This is a genomic window from Agrobacterium sp. rho-13.3 (assembly GCF_033957765.2).
Lineage (GTDB): Bacteria > Pseudomonadota > Alphaproteobacteria > Rhizobiales > Rhizobiaceae > Agrobacterium.
Window position 1 is genome coordinate 977,021 of the sequence record NZ_CP192775.1, and the last position, 19,597, is coordinate 996,617.

Consider the following 19,597-nt stretch of genomic DNA (forward strand, 5'->3'; position numbering starts at 1 on the left):
GCGCTGGAAAACCTAGAAACGGCCATGGCAGCGATCCGTGCCGAGGAAGAGGCAGATTCCTGGACTGTTTGAAGCAGTCGAACAGGGTCCCCAGCCATCATTTTAAGAGTTCGAAGCATCTCTGGTATTCGGGAAACGCCAAATTCTAATTGGCGGGAAATTACGCTAAGTAGCTGAAAAAACGCCACGTTTTCTGGTGGGGTATGGCAACCACTGAAAGAGGGAATAGGTCCAAAAAAACGTGCTGCCTGGGGGCTTGGATTCTCACATGATTTCAATGACTTATCGGAATCGCCTTGAAATTCCCTCTGTTTTCCCATCGCGAGCGACCGTGGATGCCACCTTTGTGCCCTGGCTTAGGGCATCAGTCAACAGAGGAAGGAGCGGTAATTATTTCCGGATGAAAGCCGCGCTGGCATTGATCTTCAACCCTCGTCATAAAAATCGAATTTCCCGAGTAAACAATATTTTGTGCCGCAAGCGCCTATCGGCGCCGGGTAGATTTGGTCCGCCGTCGCCGCTTCAAAAATCACGTTGACTGAGATAGAGACCAGACGCATTCTCTCAATGACCGGTTTTATGTTTGGGCGGAGGTACTGTTACCTTGGGGGAGGGAGATATGAGCCGCATCAATACAGTTATTCTTGCTGCCATTCTCATTTTATCTTTTATGCCGATACGGTCCATGGCGATTGCTGCTGATAGCCCTTCAACGATGTCGGCTATCCTTGCGTGCGAAGGCAATGGGCGATCCCGTAGGGAATGCTTCAGCGTTGCTCTTAGAAGACTTGCTTCAATAATCCCAAGGGCTTACAAAGGCCAACTACTCTATTCGGACATCCTTTTAAAAGACTTGGAATCCGAGGCCCCGCTCTTCAACGAAAGCAATCTAGCCTTCGGGCTTATGGTTGCCGAAACGCTGGATGGCGCAGATGTGCAGTCAATTCGTGGCACACTGCAAGATGTTTGTAGCCTTTCTTTGAAAGAGGCTTCGGATGACCGCAATATTGTGTGTGATGTTTCGCACATGCTTGGCATGCTGCTTGATACAACAGACGAGGTCCTTCAAGATCCGTTAGGAAACCCATCCCCCGATAATGTTAAAGCTAGATTATCTGCAGTAAACGATATCCTTCGAAGGGTAACCAAACTTCTTCCACCTCCTGTCACCGGGCAGAATGCTGTGTGCTCTTCAAGAGTAGATTCCCAATCGAAATGCTTGCCGGTTATGGTAGCATTCGTCTTGGGGGTTGAGGTCTCTTCACAGTCGAACAGCGACAGGGCAGCGACGGTATTCAGCAAACTTTTGCCTGCAATTGCTGATGGCCCTTTGGGGGATAGTCCATTCTTTGTAAAGTTCATTGTGGAGAGCGCTCAACGAGTAGCAACAAGCGTTCCCATTGGCGACGACAGTCCGCATTCCATTGTCGAAATGCTTATGGCCGCCTTTGATCTTTCTAAAGACAACGGCGCGGATGGGCAAACCACAAGCGAAGTCGGCGACGCGCTTTTTAGTGCGGCATCCAGTTATAAGTCTAGCGGAGTAGGCGAAGCGGATCGAGAGATGATATCCCGTAAGGCGATGGAGATCTTCAAGGCTTTCGATGCGATTCCCGATCCAGCTTCCCGCAACGAGAAGTACAGCAGGGCGGTGGATGCTCTTAACAGGATGAATCTTGAAGACCTTGCCTTCCAGGCGTTGATTGGGCGCTTGGGCACACAAGAAGCCAATTTAGGCGGAACCATATCGCAGGCAAAGTTAGTTGCGTCTATTGCAGGGCTGACAGGGCGGAAGGACCAGGCGCGTGATCTTGCATTGCAAATAGGGCCCAAACTTCTTCAGCTTCCGAGAGGAACACCGGAGTTGGCAACTGTCCTCGGGGAGTTGGGGCAAATGCTGCTCTTTTCGCAGAAGGTGAGGGTGCTCAAAGACGTCTGCAACATCTCTCCACATATAGAACTCGCAGCAAAGATGCTCCGCCTTTCGCTCTCAATCCTGGAGGACGAGAAGATAGGGGCTACCTACGAGAACGTGGGATTGGAGCCTGTCGTAAAAGACTTTGTGAGAGAGCTGGATGATCCAGCCCGCGCGCCGGGAGCCATCCGTTTTGATGCCGTGTTCAACTGTCTCAACACTATCGATCAAGTCCATGCGGTGACGGACAAGCTAGTTGAGGAAGCGCGAGCGACAAAGTCACCAGTTGTTCTGGCGCGAGCTTATCAGAAGGCGCTGACGATCGCGAAGAATTTTCTCGACGATAGCGAAGTCCGCAAGACCAATAGCGACCTAACGCAGATTGCCGACGTGGTCGCTCAGTGGGTCCGTGCGTTGTGGTCGATCGACCCGGTTGAAGAGACGATCTCGGAGCTGCAGGCTGATGCCCACCGCAATATATATTTGACGGCCTTGGGGACCGGTATCTCGCGTCCATTTCTTGATCTTATCGAAGAACGTCTTACAGTGGAGCGTAGTAAGATAGGTGGGAAATTCTCGCATCTTGCTCAGCTATTGGCGACAGATATTTCATTACGTCAACACGCAATAAGACCCGACGGCGACAGTCGTGGAATAAAATCACTTTTATTACTTTTTGCCGATCACGGAAGAGAATCTGAAGCACTCCAATTGTACCACAATTTGCCTCCGCAAACGGACAACAGTTTTTACGGAGAATTCTTTTCAAAGCTGTCGATGACTTCGCTACAAGAGATTAAGAGCTCTCTCCCGTCTTCTCTTTCAACGGCAGCGCTTGATCGCTTGGATAGCGAGATTAGGAAAAAGCAGGTGGCTGCACTCTCGCCCGCGGCGATGAGAGTCTTCGTTGCCACCGCGAACGAAAAGGAAATCAGCAGCGAGGCGCCGGCAATTGTTTCGCTTACTCTTCTAGCAGGCGGGGATACGGGGTTGCGCCTTCTCCTGAAAGAGTTGCATTCGAGTGCTAGTATCGGAGCGTTGATACTGGAGGCCACGAGGCACAAAAGGTTCGAGTTAGCGGAAGAATTTGCCGATCAGCTTCTACCGGCCGACGATCTGAGCAGAATCCTCTCACACCTGAAAGGCTTGGAACCGGGAGAGAAATCGGCAGCTCTGCTTCGAAGGGCTGAATCACGTCTGCTGGGTATTGAAGATCAGGGCTCCAGGCAAGCTTTGGCGGCCAGACTATCGATGTCCGCCTTCGTTAAAGAGGATTGCAATAGTGCTCTTCGCTTTTCATCCACTGCGTTGAGCTCTGTTCGGTCGGGCAGCAGCGTTTTCGACGCGCTGGACGGCATGATGCCTCTTTTTAAGTGCGGACAAGGCAAGGAAGCGGATAGGCTTTTGGCTGCAGGTGGACCATATTCGGGAAATCTCGACCTTCTGCCTCGCTTGGCGGTACGGCTCTTTGACAGTGGCGAGGTCGTTAAAGCCAATGAGGTCTTGTCGCTAGCGATCGACGCCGTCAAATCGGCGTCCACGAAAAACAGCAATTCCTTTCCGTTACTTCTTTCGGCATCCACTCATATTAAAGGCGAGGACTTCGCCGACGGTGTGGCTCAAGACCTCTATCCCAAGCCGACCGGAGCCTCCAACGCTCTCGATGAAGGTCTCATCAAGGCCTACGGAAAGGCTAGGTCCGTCATCGCGGAAAGGCTGGCCAATTCTGGTCTGCTAGAGAAATCGGCCGACTTCTTAACCTATACCACCGAACTTCCGGAAGAGGATCGGTCCAACATTGCCGCAAAAATCGTCAATGATTTGTTGGATCGCGGCTTGGATCCCGGTGCCATATCCACGAACATGCGGAGTCTCCTAACCAGCAAAGCTCGAAGCCAATACGAACATGATATGCTGGGTAGAGTAAAGGCTCTCGCGCGGCTTGGGGCGTTCGATGAGGCTGTGGCTTTTGTAACCACCTTTGGGGCGGCAGATAATCGAGTCGATGGCTTGATGGCGATCGCCGAGACGCTACCTGAGGATGCGACAGCTATACCGCTGGCGCGTCGGCTATTCGGAGAGGCGATGCAGTCCGCGACGCAGATTGCGAACGCTTCTACACGCAGTCGCTACCTTGCAAAGATTGCCAGCGGTTTCTGGACGGTTGATGAATTTCGGGAAGAAGCCCTTGGTGCAACTCGTGTTGAAACACATGACAATCAGCGCGTTCGCGACGATCTGGCGGAAATCCTTGAGTTGACAACCGCGCTTCAGGAAGACGACCCTGCAAACGAAGCATTCGCTGAGGTTTTAGTCGATGTCGGAAAGGCTCTTGATAAGATAGGTTGGGCAAAGGAAACATTGACTGTAAGGCATGCGTTACTGTCGAGGCCGTTCCTAATCGATAACGAACGGATCGCGAATTTCGCTTACAGCAAAGATAAAGCATATTCTTACAAGTCTCGCGGCGTCGATATCGCATCCGAACTTGCAAAAAGGCCTCCCGAAGACGCGCTACGTTACCTGACAGATGACTATGTTGGGAACGACATCGGCGATCTTCCTGTCCTCCGGCTTAGCTTGAACATTGGAAAGGAATCGTACCTCGCAAGATTGTCGCGGGATCCGCTTGAACCGATCACTGCACCTCGGGCGCTGCCGATATTGCCAAACGCGATAGCGGAAAATTACATGCGGGCGCTCGCTCAGGAATACACGGCAGAATCCGACCCTACTCGCGCTACCGCGCTGGCAAGAGAAGCGTTGGAGGTTATAGCAGCCTCTCACCAGAGCGCTGCGGCGACAGCGTATTTTCGAGGGAAAGCTCTGCGAAAAATCTCGCTGGGCGATGCTACTGGAACGGTTCTGAATGGTTCAAGATGGAGTCGGTTGAGAGAGATCTTATATGAGCAACTGAAGCAGTCGTCGGCTACTGAAAATCCGCTGCAAACAGACGTCATCCAGCAGATCAAGGAATCTGCAGTTTCCATTTTTTATGATACGCCGCTGCTATTCGGGTTTGTACAGACCTTCGCAAAGGCCGTGGCCGACGCCTCTGGCCGCATTCCGGACCAACTGAACGGTATCGGAAAAGACGAGGCCCTGGTTCACTATCGCATTCTGGGTGATACAGTCTATGCGGTTGTCGCAACACGACAGCGCACGGAGTTGCATGTTCTCACAGACCGCGAATTTGATGCAGCCAAGCTTTCTCTGCTTGCAGGAACGGTAAGACAGAACATCGAAGATTCTTCCAAGCCGATGCAGTCGGGGCACGAGAGCGAATATTACGTATTTGATTTCGAAGCCTCCACGCAACTATACAAGCATCTGATAGAGCCGTTGATGCCGGCGATCGCCAACAAGCGTCGACTGATCCTAATCCCCGATGGCGAACTGGCAGATCTCTCTTTTGCGCTGTTAACGGCAAAAAAGCCCGACGTGCTTGCAGGTGTAGCGGCCTATCGAAACGCACCATGGCTGGTTTCCGAATTCTCAATTGAGACGGTGCCTTCGCTAGCGATCTGGCGTCTGAACGAGGAAGGCTCGAAAGAGGTCTCCAAAGGCACGTTTCTTGGCTTGGGCAATCCGATATTCGCGAATAAACAGGCGGTCACTGTTGATTGTGAAAAGGTGTTCGAAAGGGCGTCCCGTCGTGTTCGAGCCTATCCCGTCGAAGGGAGCGTCTACATGCCTGGTTCAAGGGGAGAGATAGACCAGATCGCGGATTCGAGCGTACTTGGAGGGCTTGTTTCACTTCCCGAAACGGAATGCGAGCTGAACCACATGGCCTCGCAATTCCAGCATGCAGATGTATGGACACAGGCACAAGCGCGTGAAAACCGGCTGAAGAAATTGAACGAAAGTGGCGAACTGGCGCGGTACGAAGTGATCGCCTTCGCGACGCATGCGATCCGCGCAAACGGCGCAAATGCACCCGGTATTGTTTTGACTCCCCCTGGTGATTCCGGTCAAGAGGATGACGGGCTCCTGATCCCCGATGAGATCGCTCAATTCCGGATCGGAGCCCGCCTCGTTATCCTCTCCGCATGTTCGACTGGCGCCGGTAGTGCCATCTCCCAGGAAGCATTTTCCGGCCTGACAAGTTCCTTCCTCCTCGCTGGTACGCGAAATGTTCTTGTGTCGTCTTGGGACGTCGATTCCCAGGCGACGGCGCGGATCCTGGCCGGAATGATGGATGGTGTCATGGCCGGGAATGGCGGCATTGCCGACTCGCTCCAAGCGTCGATGAAGGCGACGCTTGCTTCGGCCAAATCGATAAGGGAAGCCCACCCTGTCTACTGGGCAGCTTTCGCGATTGTCACGACAGATTGAAATGGTAGGGAGATGGACATGACCCATTGCGGACGTAGATCTTTTATGAGCTTAGCATTCGGAGTCGGCAGCGCGCAGTTCTTAACTCCGCGTTGGGCTCAGGCGGTTCCTGAGTTTTTTGGCCAGGCCCCGCCGGTTGGGTTTGAGCCCGATGTGATCGTGCCGACTCTAGATGAGTTGCTTGCAAATGCCCCACCTGCAAGAGGCAATGACCCGCCTTACCGTGACGAGGTAAGGCTCGCACGCCTGATTTTATCGCGGGCGCCGACCAATGCTACGGCATTCGACGTCGCGCAGTTCTATTACAGCCTGTCTACTGGTCTTCTGGACGATGAGTTAGGTGCCAATTCCTTTACCTACGGAACAGAGTGGCCCGTTAGAGCAAATCCACTTATTGTCAGCTTTTTTGATGCTACCGTGCTGCGTACGCCAAATGGCGACATAACTCCCTGGTGTGCAGCATTCGTAAACTCCTGCATCGAGCAAGGACTACGGGGTCGCAGTAATTCAGTTACAATTGGGGGTACGAAAAGTGCCGCCGCATTATCATTTAGCGATTGGGGGACGGGCACAGAGAAACCGACGCAAGGAGATATTGTCGTTTTTCAACATAAGCGAAAGGCGGCGAATGGGCATGTTGGCTTCTTTGTTACCGAAGTTGAAGACGGGATTTATATCCTCGGCGGGAACCAGATGCCTTTACGTTCCAAGCTGCCGGATGGCACCTACGAAGCCAGAAATACTGGCGAAATAAACGTGAAATTTATGCCACGAGATGGAAAGGATCTCAGACTTTTGACGTTTCGCACCGATCCAAGTCTACATAACGCGATCTAGTTTCTCATGGTGACAACCCTCTGCCATTCTGAAAGCGATAGCACAGCGAGGGCGATAAACGATTTATCGCAGTATCCGCACCGCATCTGCAACGCAGCAGTCTGCAAAAAGCGGTAAAGCGAAATCAAAGGAACAGGGTCCGCAGCTATTCTTATGTGAATGTGCATTGTGCCCGCATGACAAAGGGCCAAGTATGCGGTGGCTCAGTCATAAAGCGCCTGGCAGCTTTGCGCCCTCGTTTCGGTCATTGATCTAAGAGTGTGGGCACGCCAAAAGCGCTTCCAATCTGTGGTTTGGCCACCCTGAGTAAACATCAATCTTTACCTAAAATTTCGTATAGGATTGGCGCTACCTTCTTCAGATCGTAGCCTTCGGAATAACGAAAGCGGCCAGGGGATGGGCGGTTGAAGTTATACATTAAGTTTGCGAGTTTTGCTTCTGCCGCTGCCCTTTCAGATCCGCTGGCATCCCTGACTGCAAGTACCACTTCAGCGAGGTGGTGGGCTTTCCACCGACCCAGTGTGTCCACAGTTCTATGTAGATTAAGTGCGCTCACTATCTTGTCGCCAAGTTCCAAAGTCTCGTTCGGCAGCTTGTATCGTACCGTCCATTTTGAATAGGAAGAGCCGATCGAATCTAACTTCGGTCGATTCTTTATTGTCATAGGAAGAGCTTCTTTTGCCTTTTTCGTCACGGTACAACCCCGCTTCCAGAATCAAATCCATTCCTTGGCCATGAAGGAATTCAGCCAAGTCCGAGATACGGACCAAGAGTCGGTAGCCGCCAGACCGAACATAGTCGTTGTAGTAAATTTCGCGATCGTCCTCTACCTCAGGATGTCCCCACGCCTCGTAGATGAAAGTTGGTTCGGAATGATTTGAACGAAACCAACGAACGCCTCGGTCAGTCGATCTAGATAGACCCAGCACGCTTGTAATTGTGCGCCCCGGCTCGCATTCAATTCGGCGCGCCGAATTGGAAAAGCGGTCATTATGATCAAATCGGCCGTCACCAAAGCTGCTTTTCAGCCAGCCCCGCAGCACGTAATCCCCGTCATCGATTTCAAGATCATTTCCCTCTGGCGGAATCCGGTAGTCAGAATCATCCCAGGTCGTTTGTAGGGCTCGCACGAGTGCGGGGGCTGTACCTGGAGATACGAGGCTGGTGTGTACCCTCACCTCATGGCGAAAAGTTCGCGACGCTGTTGTGGCTGATTGATCGACCACAAGATAGCCTGGTCGGTCGGACACCATGATCTCAGCGAGAATCTCAGTATCCGTTGCATCCGTTCGCCATTCAGAGATCGGCCTCTGCGGTGGCCGCCAGAAACCTTCCAAGAGAGGACGACCTCAGCAAATCGAGCCAAAATAGAAGACTTATCTGCAGCACCAATTTTATCGCGTCGGACGTCACGAGCTTCATTGGCAATACTCAATAAGAGATCGTCGTGAATAGCCTTCACATTGCGTAGTCGAGCTAGCAGCGTGTTGGCATTCGTCGCACTATACGACGACCAGCTTTTTCTGACAGTGAGCGCAAGTTGAACAACATCTTTGGCAAGCGTTGGCTCTCCAGCCAAAACAGCAATGCTCTCTGCGGCCTTCGCGCGCATTCCGTTCGATTCGTAGTGGCGGTTGATGCTCCACGCATTCTCGGACAGATGCCTTAGTGCCTCTTGGGCGAAGCCGTCTGCGGCCCCTAGTGCACCGTTTGAAGCTATGACCTGGGCGCGCCATGCGTACACTTTTGAGACGGACCCCACCACTTCACGAACTTCGCGATCGTGTTGACTTGTGTCCTGATAGCCTCGGGCAATATCGGGCCTTTTTTCCGGCTTGGCTCTGGGAGCCAACGGGTCGGCACCCTTTCCGGTGCGACCGTCGAGGGCTTCACAAAGAAAGTAAGATCGCATGAGTGCGTCCAGGAGGACGTGATGCGAGGCGTTGACACGATTAATTCTCCTAGTCTCGGCGTTCAGAAAGTGTGAGAGCCAGCTCCTTAACTCAGTCGGAGGCCGGCCTCTCATCGCCAGCAATTCAACACCAGAAATGATGGTGTCGATGATCTGCGGGCCAATCTCTGTGTTCGGACCAAATCTTTCGAGCAGCTTAGCACTGGGCTTTGCTAGCTGAGAGAGCGCTCGCACGCCGTCTTCCCAATTTTGCTAAGTCTACTAACGCACCAGACATTGCCAGTGGAGGATCAACCGACGGACGGAGTCTTCAGCAAATCTCACCGACAGAGACCGATGCTGCGCGGTGTTTCGTTGCTTCGACTGCTAGCTTACGGTAATCTTGCTCTGTGATCAGGCCGACAGGGCCAATGACCTTGCCACGATCAGTAACCGTCTCCTGGACGAATGGCACACCCCAGTGTTCCAGTATCTCAAGGCAGTCGTTGGTGTCGGTGTTGTTCAGCTCCAGAAACTTGCCCACGTCACTGGTCAGGAAGCGCCATCATCCCGACCAAGGGATGTTTCGTTGTGCATGATAATTTCTCAGGGTTTTGTGGTGGTGGTTGCGGGGCGGTGAAATGCAAACGGCCCTCTAGTCTGCTGACCACGAGGCTAAGCCTTGAAGTCGCCACAAGAGGGCCGAGGGTCACCACACCCATGAAAACGGCTGACGTTTATGTTGAAAGGCCAGCTTGCGCACTCTCGGAAATCGAGTGTCCATGAGTGGACCGTGCGGGGTTGGAGGTGGCCGGGGTTTCGCTGTTAAAGAAACCTCTATTTGCACATCAAGGAAGACTAAAAGTGGATTGAGGTTTTCATCACCATCATCAATTCATGAAATACCAGATAGAGATCATTCTGATTTTATCAGTTATCCTCTATTCCCTTTCATTCAAGATGTTGGTCTTCCTCTCCGGTTTTCTCCTAAAGTGCGTGGTAATTAAAATGGGCTTATCTTGCTCTCTTAAATGAGTGGTGATTGACTGGTCTTTTTCTCGATCACCCATCGCCGCCATTTACCTGACGGCCACTCGAACCATTCCTCCCGGCTCCATACGAACTCGTGCTTGTTTGTGAATATGTAGAATGCCTGCGGAAGGCGGTTGTCGATTTCGATACTGTGGCCAAATGCGGCGAGTTGAATGGGCATCTTGAGAGTCCATGAAACGGGTTAAGAGCGAAGCGTTCTGGCCAGAACAATGCCGTTAGACTCTGGGTATCGAGTTTCGTCAAGACGAACAAGATCATTATTTTTCAATAACTTATCCCGATGTGAATAGGTTCCAACGAAGCATTTGAAGAGACAGGGAATTCGCCCGCATTTTTTCAACGTTTCGTCTGGCAATCGTTGCCTGCATGTCGGCGGAATGCTTTGCGATCATAGTGGACGCTTCAGTGGCCTTAATCGGAGCAACCTACGTCTTCGCCTACTGCTCTTGCAATTCCATCCAACGGTCGAAGCTGCGGGCACGGAGTTCGATCGAATAACCGGAGATGAGGATGAAGGTCTCGCGCTGAGGGAAAAGGAAGACGGTCAACGAGGGCTTTGAGTTGTTCGGGCCAGCGTACTGAGCCGTGGCTGAAAACTCAGCCGCAGCTTTGTTGAGTCCGGTCAGCATTGTGCGGATGTCGGCAAGCACATTCTTGTGTGCCTTCTTCGTCAGCTCTGCGATCTCAAGGCTGGACATGGTGAGCGTGGAGGCGGTGTTGAGGGAAACTCTGGTTCATTTGAAGTGTCCTGCTAAGCGCCTCTCAGGGTGCGCGTTGGTAGATATCCCGTCCGCGCCATTTGATTTACCAAGTTCTCTGCTCAGCAAGGAAGTTGTTGAATGCCGCACGTACACGCTCCCTTTCGTCAAAAATGCGGTATCCTGTCTCCAAATCGGAGGTAGCTCTTTGTCGAGTTCAACGTTCAAAAATGTTCAATTAGGCTCTGTGGCCTTCACCCTTGAAGGCATTCGCCGCATCTATGATGGCCTCACTAGAATAGTGCAGGAACAATGCGATATTGAGTTGTCGGGATTAGTGAAGAGAGCGGACCAGACAGACGAGGAATTCGCTGGTGTGAAAGCGGAACTTCGCGATCAGGTCTTCAAGGTGGTTGTGACCGTGGACTTCAGCGACAACTCGTCGAAAAGCGAGTCTTCGCGAAACGTGATTGATTTAGAAGCGAATGGCCCACACATATCGCGCATCTACATGTCAAATGTGGCACCTTATAAGCACAGAACTGGGTTCGAACCTGAACATCGCTTTGGGCTTTTGCTTGATTTTTCCCAGCCAGCCTTACTAGATGCCAGCGGCTCGATTTCTTCACCGACAGAAAATCTCTCAGGTCTTACAATCGGTGGTCCTCGGGACGGCTGGGTCGCTGGTATCGAGGCTACGGTCAAGAGGCAAATCTTTAGAAGACGACCGTTTCGAACTTGGTTTCACGGGAGTTTCGTCTACGACTTCTTTCAGATGATCATAGGTATCCCGTTCGCGTTTTATCTATGTTGGCTCTCGTCTGACTTTATCAACAATCAGCTACCAAGCACCGGCCATGTGATCGCCGCTGCAGCCTACATTTATCTCGGTTTCGTCGGGCTATGGGCCTATCGCATTCTGTTTAGTTATACGAAGTGGGCATTCCCTCTTGTTGAGATTACCGATCAGTCCACCCGTCCAGCGTTACATCGAAAAGTCTGCTGGGCTATAATTTGCGTTGTGTCCGGAAAGGTCTTCTGGGACGTAGCAGACCCCATGCTATCCATCAGAGGGATGCTGGCTTTCTAGGCGCGGCACAAGGGGAATAACGTGGCCATTGGCGAGTTCGAAATATCGAAGCTAGAGAAAGCGTCGGCATCTCAAGTTACCAAAATCAAACCCTCATACGCTGGTCATCTAATGCGATGTTGATAAGAGCTACATAACGCAGTACGCTTTGAGGTGCGCGGTTGCCCGTAAGGCTTTGAAATTACTGGGATAAAAAGTTTTGGCTGGGGAACCTGGATTCGAACCAAGATTAACGGAGTCAGAGTCCGTCGTTCTACCGTTGAACTATTCCCCAGCACAGTCTAAGTGGCTGCGCCGCTTTGATAAGGGCGTCGTATAAATGATTTGTCTCGTTATGCAAGTCGAAAAATGCGTTTGGTCAGCGATATTGTCATCCTGGGTCAAAGTCTGGCTCTCGTAGAGCGGGGTGTGGAAAGCAAAAGGCTGGTTTCGCTGCCGGTGATGCCGGGTACGAGGCGGATGCGGCGCAGGATCGCGTCGAAATCCGTTAAGGTGCTGGCACTGAGTTCTACGATCAAATCCCAGCGGCCGTTGGTGGAGTGAATTTCTGAAATCTCAGGAAATCCTCCTAGCGCACGGATGACCCTGTCTGTGACGTGGCCTTCGATTTCGATCATCATAATGCCGCGCACCGCTTCTTCCACCGTGTCGGCGCGCAAGATAACGGTGTAGCCAATGATCGAGCCGCTCTGTTCCAGACGTTCGATCCGGGAGCGCACGGTTGCGCGCGAGGTATCTGTTTCCAGTGCAAGATCGGAAATACTGCGCCGGCCATTGTGGCGAAGAAGCGTGATCAGTTTTTTATCAAGGTCGTCCACGAGTTTCCATTCTGAAAAATGAATTGATCAATATGGTAGGCATATAACGCTATTTTGCCAATATTTATTGTTCGATCTGCCACATCGCCGTGTTTCAATTGCTCATTCTGACACGGAGGTCGTTATGGATTGCAAGCTGATTGGGGTGCCCCTGCAAATTGGTGCGGGACAACTTGGTTGTGAAATGGGGCCGAGTGCTCTTCGCATTGCCGGTTTGAAATCTGCATTGGAAGAGCTGGGGCATAAGGTCAGTGACTTTGGAAATGTTGCGCCCGCGCCATTTGGTGAACTCGTCCACCCAAACCCCGCAGTTCACCACCTGGCTGAAACCGTGGCCTGGACCGAAGCTCTGGTCGAGATTGCGTTTCAGGAAAGTGAAAATGCGATGCCGATCTTCTTGGGCGGGGACCATGCAATTTCGGCAGGCAGCGTGGCGGGTATGGCGCGCCGTGCAGCGGCGCGGAACCGGCCGCTTTTCGTATTGTGGCTGGATGCACATACGGATTATCACACGCTGGAAACGACACGCAGCGGCAATCTGCATGGCACGCCTGTTGCTTATTATAGTGGGCGTGAAGGGTTTGATGGTTATTTCCCTGCGCTCACCCACCCTGTTGACCCCGCAAACATTTGCATGATCGGCATTCGCAGTGTCGATCCTGCCGAAAGTGCCGCGCTGAGGCAATCAGGGGTTACCGTGCATGATATGCGCATGATCGATGAGCATGGCGTTGCCGTCCTGTTGCGTGAGTTTCTTGCGCGTGTCGCAGCGGTAAACGGCTTGCTGCACGTCAGTCTGGATGTTGATTTTCTCGACCCTGCCATCGCGCCTGCGGTTGGCACCACTGTGCCGGGCGGCGCCACATTCCGTGAGGCACATCTGGTGATGGAAATGCTGTGTGATAGCGGCCTCGTGTCCAGTCTCGACCTTGTGGAGTTGAACCCGTTTCTGGATGAACGTGGCCGCACGGCCAGATTGATGGTGGACCTGACCGCAAGCCTGATGGGCAAGCGTGTGATGGATCGTCCCACGAGAGCGGATTAAGGGGAGGTGTCAAAATGACAAACATACCAAATCTCAATATTGTTCCCTTCGTCAGCGTCGATCATATGATGAAGCTTGTGCTGAGCGTGGGCCTCGACACGTTCTTGCGTGAGCTTGCAGATGTCATCGAGGAAGATTTTCTGCGTTGGGAAAAATTCGATAAGACGCCTCGCATCGCGTCCCATTCTGAGGAGGGCGTCATTGAATTGATGCCGACAAGCGACGGTGCGCTGTATGGCTTCAAATATGTCAACGGGCACCCGAAAAACACGAAAAATGGCCGCCAGACCGTCACGGCGTTTGGCGTGTTGTCCGATGTGGGTAATGGCTATCCCATGCTGCTGTCGGAAATGACGATATTGACGGCACTACGCACTGCCGCCACCTCTGCGGTTGCAGCGAAATATCTCGCTCGTGAAGAATCACGGTCGATGGCGATTATCGGCAACGGTGCGCAGAGCGAATTTCAAGCACGGGCGTTCAAGGCCATTCTGGGTGTGAACCAGCTGCGGCTCTACGACATCGATTCCTCGGCCAGCCTCAAATGCCAGAAAAATCTCGAGGGCCAAGGTTTCTCTATCACGATATGCAAGAGCGCTGAAGAAGCTGTCGAGGGTGCCGACATCATCACGACTGTGACAGCTGACAAGCAATGCGCGACCATTCTGACAGACAATATGGTTGGTCCCGGCGTTCACATCAATGCGGTGGGTGGAGACTGCCCCGGCAAGACGGAACTGCACAGGGACATCCTGCTTCGTTCCGATATTTTCGTGGAGTATCCACCACAGACCCGCATCGAGGGCGAAATTCAGCAATTGCCGCAAGATCATGCCGTGACCGAGCTTTGGCAGGTTATGGCGGGGCTGGTTTATGGACGGAATAACGAAAGGCAGATCACGCTTTTTGACAGTGTTGGTTTTGCCATCGAAGATTTTTCGGCGCTTCGATATGTCAGATCGAAGCTTGCGGCGACGGGTCTTTATGAGGAGCTTGATCTGCTGGCCGATCCCGACGAACCGCGTGATCTTTATGGCATGTTGCTGAGATGTGAGGCGGCCATGGCCGGAGCGCCATCGCTGCCAATGGAAAAGATTTTATAGGTTTTCCAGACGTCGTTGGCGGGCTGTCATTCGCTCACGCCATATCGTGAAAAGCCCGGCGCCGATGACGATTGCGGCGCCGATGATCATGTGCGTGCTGAGAACTTCTCCGTAAAGGCTAACGCCGAGAATGGAGACAAGCACCAACTGATAATAGGAGAACGGCTGTATCGACACAGCATCCGCCAACTCAAAGGCGCGGATGAGCAGGTAATGTCCGCTCATGCCGGTGATGCAGAGCGCCAGCATCCAGCCCCAGTCGACGGGTGCCATGTTGACCCAGAAAAACGGACCTACGAGCGTCAGGGCAAATGCTCCGGGAACGCCGGTATAGAAAAAGCTGGTCATCGCTGTATCCGTGCGGCTGGCGAGCCTCGTCAGCACGCCATAAAGTGCCAGCAGAACTGCACCTGCGAATGTTATCAACAGCGTCAGATCAAAGCCGTTCTCATCGGGTTTGAGGATAACTAGAACACCCAGAAATCCGACCATGATGGCAGACCAGCGCCGCCATCCGACTTTCTCACCCAAGATCGGCACCGACAATGCCGCAACGATCAGCGGTGTTGAGGCGAATATCGAGTGGCTATGCGCCAGCCCAACGATGGAGAAGGATATGATCGACAAAACGATCTGAACTGCAAGAACAACACCCCGGCTTGCCTGAAGCCAGAAACGGTTTGCGAATGCCGCGCCTTTGACGCCGCCTGCCGATCTTGCCGCCAGCAGCACGACGAAAACTGCAAACGCCCAATAACGAAGCATCGCGACAAAAACTGGTGGGTAAGACACGCCCAGATGTTTTGAGATGCCATCCTGCGCCGCAAAAATGGTGAAAGCGGCAAGCGCGTAGAGATATCCGGTTGATTGGCCGGTTGATTGCGAAGGCATGAAAAACTCTGAGTTCTGGCAATGGATTGCGGAGGAAGCCTCGGGTTTTTAGATGGTTCTGAGCCAATAGAAAACCACCAAGATGAAAAAGCGTGATTTAGATGTTGATCTGGTCGGTCGCACAACGCCTGAGGAGTCTAAGCGCATGGGCATACAAAAGGCGCTTCGACAAACATGTCATACATGTTTGACAATTACGTGATTATCTGTCTAATAGGATGCATTACAGATTGCCGTCGGCCACCGGGCTGCATTGGGAGGAAAGATGATTATTACCGACGTCGAAGTACGGGTGTTCAAAACAACAACCCGTCGCCATTCCGATAGCGCCGGGCATGCTCATCCAGGTCCAGCACATCAGGTCGAGCAGGCTATGCTCACAATTCGCACCGAAGACGGAAAAGAAGGGCATTCCTTTACCGCGTCGGAGATTGTGCGCCCTCATGTCATCGAAAAATTCGTAAAAAAGGTCTTGATTGGTCAGGATCACCGTGACCGTGAGCGCTTGTGGCAGGATCTGGCACACTGGCAGCGTGGATCCGCCGCGCAGCTGACGGATCGCACCCTTGCTGTCGTGGATTGCGCGCTGTGGGATTTGGCGGGTCGCACGCTCGACCAACCTGTATACAAGTTGATCGGTGGCTATCGCGATAAGGTGCTGGCTTACGGGTCGATCATGTGCGGTGACGAGTTGGAAGGCGGTCTTGCGACGCCGGAAGATTACGGTCGCTTCGCAGAAACGCTGGTCAAGCGTGGCTATAAGGGCATCAAGCTTCACACCTGGATGCCACCTGTCAGCTGGGCGCCGGATGTGAAGATGGATTTGAAGGCCTGCGCCGCTGTGCGTGAGGCGGTTGGTCCAGATATCAGCCTGATGATCGACGCCTTCCACTGGTATTCCCGCACGGATGCGCTGGCGCTGGGTCGCGGTCTTGAGAAGCTTGATTTCGACTGGATCGAAGAGCCGATGGATGAGCAGTCCATGTCATCTTACAAGTGGCTGGCCGATAATCTCGATATCCCGGTTGTTGGCCCGGAAAGTGCGGCTGGCAAGCATTGGCATCGCGCTGAATGGTTGAAATCTGGCGCCTGTGATATTCTCAGAACCGGCGTGAACGATGTTGGCGGTATCACGCCTGCACTGAAAACCATGCATCTGGCAGAGTCTTTCGGCGTAGAATGCGAAGTTCACGGCAACACGGCCATGAACCTGCATGTCGTTGCGGCTACCAAAAATTGCCGCTGGTATGAGCGCGGCTTGCTCCATCCGTTCCTGGAATATGATGATGGTTTCGACTATCTGAAATCCCTCTCTGACCCAATGGATAGGGATGGATTTGTGCATGTTCCAAATCGTCCGGGTCTCGGTGAAGACATCGACTTCAATTTCATCGAAAACAACCGGGTGAGATAAAGCCATGGTAAAAACGATACTCGCTTTTGGAGACAGCCTGACATGGGGAGCAGACCCGGCAACGGGGTTGCGCCATCCACCCGAGTATCGTTGGCCGGAAGTTTTGGAGGCCGAACTCGGCGGTAAGGCAAAAGTCCTTGCCGAAGGATTGGGCGGACGTAGCACGTGTTATGATGACCACACTGGTCCTGCCTGCCGCAACGGCGCAAAGGCACTGGAGGTTTCGCTGGCCAGCCATATGCCGCTTGATTTGGTCATCATCATGCTCGGCACGAACGATCTCAAGCCCGTCCATGGCGGTCAGGCGGAAAGCGCGCTTTCCGGGATGCGGCGTTTAGCGCAGATCGTTGAGACTTTTCCATACAAGCCGCGCTCTGCGCAGCCGAAACTCTTGATCGTTGCGCCTCCGCCATGCGTTGCCGGACCTGCGGGAGCGCCCGCTGCCGGACGGCGTATCGCCGAATCTGAACGTCTGGCGCCGCTGTATGAAAAGCTGGCTGCAGAGGTGAATTGTGCATTTTTCGATGCGGGATCGGTTGCGAGTGCATCGCCGGTGGATGGCGTTCATCTTGAAGCAGAAGCGACGGCAAAAATCGGCCGGGCACTCGTCGCGCCTGTCCGCAGCATTCTTTGGTGATCAGTTCTGCCGCAGAGGAGCGGCAGACTAGTCAAAACGCGAACGCCGCAAAGAAAAAGCGGCCTATTGGGAGGAAAATATGAGACAGTTTTTGACAACAGTAGCGCTCGGTGCGCTGTTGATCGGAGCGATGCCGCTCACCGCTCTGGCCGAAACGCCGAAAGACCAGTTGGTCGTCGCAACAACGATGAGTAACATTCTGACGTTGGACCCTGCCGCCATCACGGGCCGCGAAACCGTACAGGTTCTTAACAACGTGTATGACACGTTGGTTATTCTCTCTGAAAAAGACCGGAGCATTCAGCCACGCCTTGCGGAGCGCTGGGAAGTGTCCGAAGACCGAAATTCTATCAAGTTCCATCTGCGCAAAGATGCAAAATTCGCCTCTGGCAATCCGATCACGGCAAATGATGTCGTCTGGAGCCTGAAGCGGGTGCTTTCGCGCAACCTCGCACAGTCCTCATTTCTGAAGACGCGCGGTTACAAGGTTGAAGAGGCCGACAAGCTGTTCGTTGCCGAAGACGAGCACACCTTCGTTCTGAATTTGCCCAAGCCTGACGATCCGAACCTGCTGCTGATGGTTCTCGGCCAAAATGGTCCTGGCTCCATCATCGACAGCAAAGTGGCACTTAAAAACGAAAAAGACGGCGACCTTGGCGCGGCTTGGCTGACATTGAACTCTGCCGGCTCTGGCCCGTTCAAGCTGGGTCAGTGGAAATCCAACGAGTTCATCATTCTTGCCCGCAATGACGATTACTGGGGTGAAAAGCCCGCTATGAAGCGCGTTCTGATGCGCCATCTGCCAGAATCGCAGTCGCAGCGCCTGATGCTTGAAAAGGGCGATATCGATGTCGCTTATTCCTTACAGGCGCCCGATTTGAAGTCGCTTGAAGCGGATAAGGCCATCACCATCGAATCCACGCCGGGTTCGGGCTTCTATTACCTCGGCGTTTCGATGAAAGATGAGCGCTACGCCAACAAAAAAGTCCGAGAAGCTCTTCGTTATCTGATCGATTACGAAGGTCTGGATAAGGCCGTGATGCCTTATTACGGCAAGCTTCACCAGCGTCCGATCAGCACCGGTGTTCTCGGTTCTTTGCCGGACGAGGGCTTCAAACTTGATATTCCAAAAGCAAAAGCCCTGCTGGCGGAAGCTGGTTATCCTAACGGCTTCAAGACAACTCTGCGCGTCCTTTCCGAAGACCCTTTCATGAAAGCGGCGACGGCGATCCAGAACACGCTTGGGCAGGCCGGTATTCAGGCTGAGCTGATCAGCGGTTCCGGCGATCAGATTTACGGCGCGATGCGTGAGCGTAAGTTCGAACTTCTCGTTGGTCGTGGCGGCGGTGGACAGCAGCCGCACCCGGACAACAACCTGCGCGCCATGGTTTATAACCCAAACAATGCCGACGAGGCGAAGCTCACGAACTATCAGGGTTGGCGCACAAGCTTTTTCGATGAGAAGCTGAACAAGATGATCGAGCAGGCACTGGTAGAGCGTGATACGGCCAAACAGGCGAAGGTCTATGAGGATATTCAGGCCTATATGGATGAGCTGGTTATTTCGATCCAGCCATTCTCGGAGGTGGTTGATACAGCTGCTTATCGTAGCGACATCAAAGGCATGATCGTCAGCCCTTGGTATTCGCGCTTTGAGGTCGTCAGCAAAAACAGATAATTGTTCGATGGGCTTGTGATGTCAGGAGGGCGCGTGGATAACGCGCCCTTTTGCGTGTTTTGACGTCTTTGCTTGGCGGCGATGTTGTCTTGACCGATAGCCGCAATGGCGAGGAGACTGGGGTTCATCGAATCGAAGTTTGCCAAAAGCTTATGCAAACCAATGCGATCATTCGGATCGAGAATCCTGAAG

At 52.9% G+C, this 19,597-nt stretch carries 14 protein-coding genes and 1 tRNA gene; 8 read left to right on the top strand and 7 right to left on the bottom strand.

Annotated elements, in window-relative coordinates; all coding sequences use genetic code 11:
- Positions 1-619 precede the first annotated feature (619 nt).
- Both RMR16_RS19390 and RMR16_RS19395 read left to right on the top strand, forming a co-directional pair.
- Complete coding sequence (locus tag RMR16_RS19390) at positions 620-6,250, top strand: CHAT domain-containing protein (RefSeq protein WP_320198945.1); 5,631 nt, start codon at positions 620-622, stop codon at positions 6,248-6,250.
- A 45-nt stretch (positions 6,251-6,295) separates the two neighbouring features.
- Complete coding sequence (locus RMR16_RS19395) at positions 6,296-7,087, top strand: CHAP domain-containing protein (RefSeq protein ID WP_320198946.1); 792 nt, start codon at positions 6,296-6,298, stop codon at positions 7,085-7,087.
- Between the two features lie 313 nt (positions 7,088-7,400).
- Here the strand turns inward: RMR16_RS19395 and RMR16_RS19400 are convergent, their stop codons facing one another.
- From RMR16_RS19400 to RMR16_RS19415, 4 genes are all read right to left on the bottom strand, one after another.
- The gene (locus RMR16_RS19400) at positions 7,401-7,781 is read right to left on the bottom strand and encodes a hypothetical protein (RefSeq protein ID WP_320198947.1); all 381 of its coding nucleotides are present in this window, start codon (positions 7,779-7,781) and stop codon (positions 7,401-7,403) included.
- A gap of 480 nt (positions 7,782-8,261) precedes the next feature.
- Positions 8,262-9,233, bottom strand: a complete 972-nt coding sequence (locus RMR16_RS19405; RefSeq protein ID WP_320198948.1) for a hypothetical protein — start codon at positions 9,231-9,233, stop codon at positions 8,262-8,264.
- Positions 9,234-9,309: 76 nt separating this feature from the next.
- Positions 9,310-9,522, bottom strand: a complete 213-nt coding sequence (locus tag RMR16_RS19410; RefSeq protein WP_320198949.1) for a hypothetical protein — start codon at positions 9,520-9,522, stop codon at positions 9,310-9,312.
- Positions 9,523-10,468: 946 nt separating this feature from the next.
- Positions 10,469-10,729 carry a Rha family transcriptional regulator gene (locus RMR16_RS19415; RefSeq protein WP_320198951.1) on the bottom strand — a complete coding sequence of 87 codons (261 nt, stop codon included), beginning with the start codon at positions 10,727-10,729 and terminating at the stop codon, positions 10,469-10,471.
- A gap of 76 nt (positions 10,730-10,805) precedes the next feature.
- On the opposite strand from RMR16_RS19415, the gene RMR16_RS19420 reads away from it, so the two are divergent.
- Positions 10,806-11,819, top strand: a complete 1,014-nt coding sequence (locus RMR16_RS19420; protein ID WP_320198952.1) for a hypothetical protein — start codon at positions 10,806-10,808, stop codon at positions 11,817-11,819.
- 200 nt (positions 11,820-12,019) lie between these two features.
- Here the strand turns inward: RMR16_RS19420 and RMR16_RS19425 are convergent.
- Positions 12,020-12,093 (bottom strand) — tRNA-Gln (locus RMR16_RS19425).
- Between the two features lie 106 nt (positions 12,094-12,199).
- The gene (locus tag RMR16_RS19430) at positions 12,200-12,637 is read right to left on the bottom strand and encodes an Lrp/AsnC family transcriptional regulator (RefSeq protein WP_320198953.1); all 438 of its coding nucleotides are present in this window, start codon (positions 12,635-12,637) and stop codon (positions 12,200-12,202) included.
- 124 nt (positions 12,638-12,761) lie between these two features.
- Between RMR16_RS19430 and rocF the strand changes: the two genes are divergently transcribed.
- Together rocF and RMR16_RS19440 are read left to right on the top strand one after the other, a co-directional pair.
- A complete protein-coding gene (gene rocF, locus RMR16_RS19435) occupies positions 12,762-13,682 on the top strand; it encodes an arginase (RefSeq protein ID WP_320198954.1) in 921 nt (306 codons plus the stop codon).
- Positions 13,683-13,696: 14 nt separating this feature from the next.
- On the top strand, positions 13,697-14,785 hold the full coding sequence (locus tag RMR16_RS19440; protein ID WP_320198955.1) for an ornithine cyclodeaminase: 1,089 nt from the start codon (positions 13,697-13,699) through the stop codon (positions 14,783-14,785).
- Here the strand turns inward: RMR16_RS19440 and RMR16_RS19445 are convergent.
- Entirely contained in the window at positions 14,780-15,676 is an 897-nt protein-coding gene (locus RMR16_RS19445; RefSeq protein ID WP_320198956.1) for a DMT family transporter, read from the bottom strand. The genes RMR16_RS19440 and RMR16_RS19445 overlap by 6 nt on opposite strands.
- A 265-nt stretch (positions 15,677-15,941) precedes the next feature.
- On the opposite strand from RMR16_RS19445, the gene RMR16_RS19450 reads away from it, so the two are divergent.
- The 3 genes from RMR16_RS19450 to RMR16_RS19460 all read left to right on the top strand — a co-directional run bounded on the left by RMR16_RS19450 (position 15,942) and on the right by RMR16_RS19460 (position 19,405).
- Entirely contained in the window at positions 15,942-17,090 is a 1,149-nt protein-coding gene (locus tag RMR16_RS19450; RefSeq protein WP_320198957.1) for a mandelate racemase family protein, read from the top strand.
- 4 nt (positions 17,091-17,094) lie between these two features.
- Positions 17,095-17,727 (top strand): SGNH/GDSL hydrolase family protein, encoded by a 633-nt coding sequence (locus tag RMR16_RS19455; RefSeq protein ID WP_320198958.1) that lies wholly within the window; start codon positions 17,095-17,097, stop codon positions 17,725-17,727.
- A 79-nt stretch (positions 17,728-17,806) separates the two neighbouring features.
- Complete coding sequence (locus RMR16_RS19460; protein ID WP_320198959.1) at positions 17,807-19,405, top strand: ABC transporter substrate-binding protein; 1,599 nt, start codon at positions 17,807-17,809, stop codon at positions 19,403-19,405.
- Positions 19,406-19,597 lie beyond the last annotated feature (192 nt).

Bases quoted from the DNA above. Each gene is read 5' to 3' on its own strand.
- rocF (WP_320198954.1), top strand. From the start codon at position 12,762: ATGGATTGCAAGCTGATTGGGGTGCCCCTGCAAATTGGTGCGGGACAA.
- RMR16_RS19395 (WP_320198946.1), top strand. From the start codon at position 6,296: ATGAGCTTAGCATTCGGAGTCGGCAGCGCGCAGTTCTTAACTCCGCGT.
- RMR16_RS19445 (WP_320198956.1), bottom strand. From the start codon at position 15,676: ATGCCTTCGCAATCAACCGGCCAATCAACCGGATATCTCTACGCGCTT.
- RMR16_RS19390 (WP_320198945.1), top strand. From the start codon at position 620: ATGAGCCGCATCAATACAGTTATTCTTGCTGCCATTCTCATTTTATCT.
- RMR16_RS19450 (WP_320198957.1), top strand. From the start codon at position 15,942: ATGATTATTACCGACGTCGAAGTACGGGTGTTCAAAACAACAACCCGT.
- RMR16_RS19440 (WP_320198955.1), top strand. From the start codon at position 13,697: ATGACAAACATACCAAATCTCAATATTGTTCCCTTCGTCAGCGTCGAT.
- RMR16_RS19455 (WP_320198958.1), top strand. From the start codon at position 17,095: ATGGTAAAAACGATACTCGCTTTTGGAGACAGCCTGACATGGGGAGCA.
- RMR16_RS19460 (WP_320198959.1), top strand. From the start codon at position 17,807: ATGAGACAGTTTTTGACAACAGTAGCGCTCGGTGCGCTGTTGATCGGA.
- RMR16_RS19415 (WP_320198951.1), bottom strand. From the start codon at position 10,729: ATGTCCAGCCTTGAGATCGCAGAGCTGACGAAGAAGGCACACAAGAAT.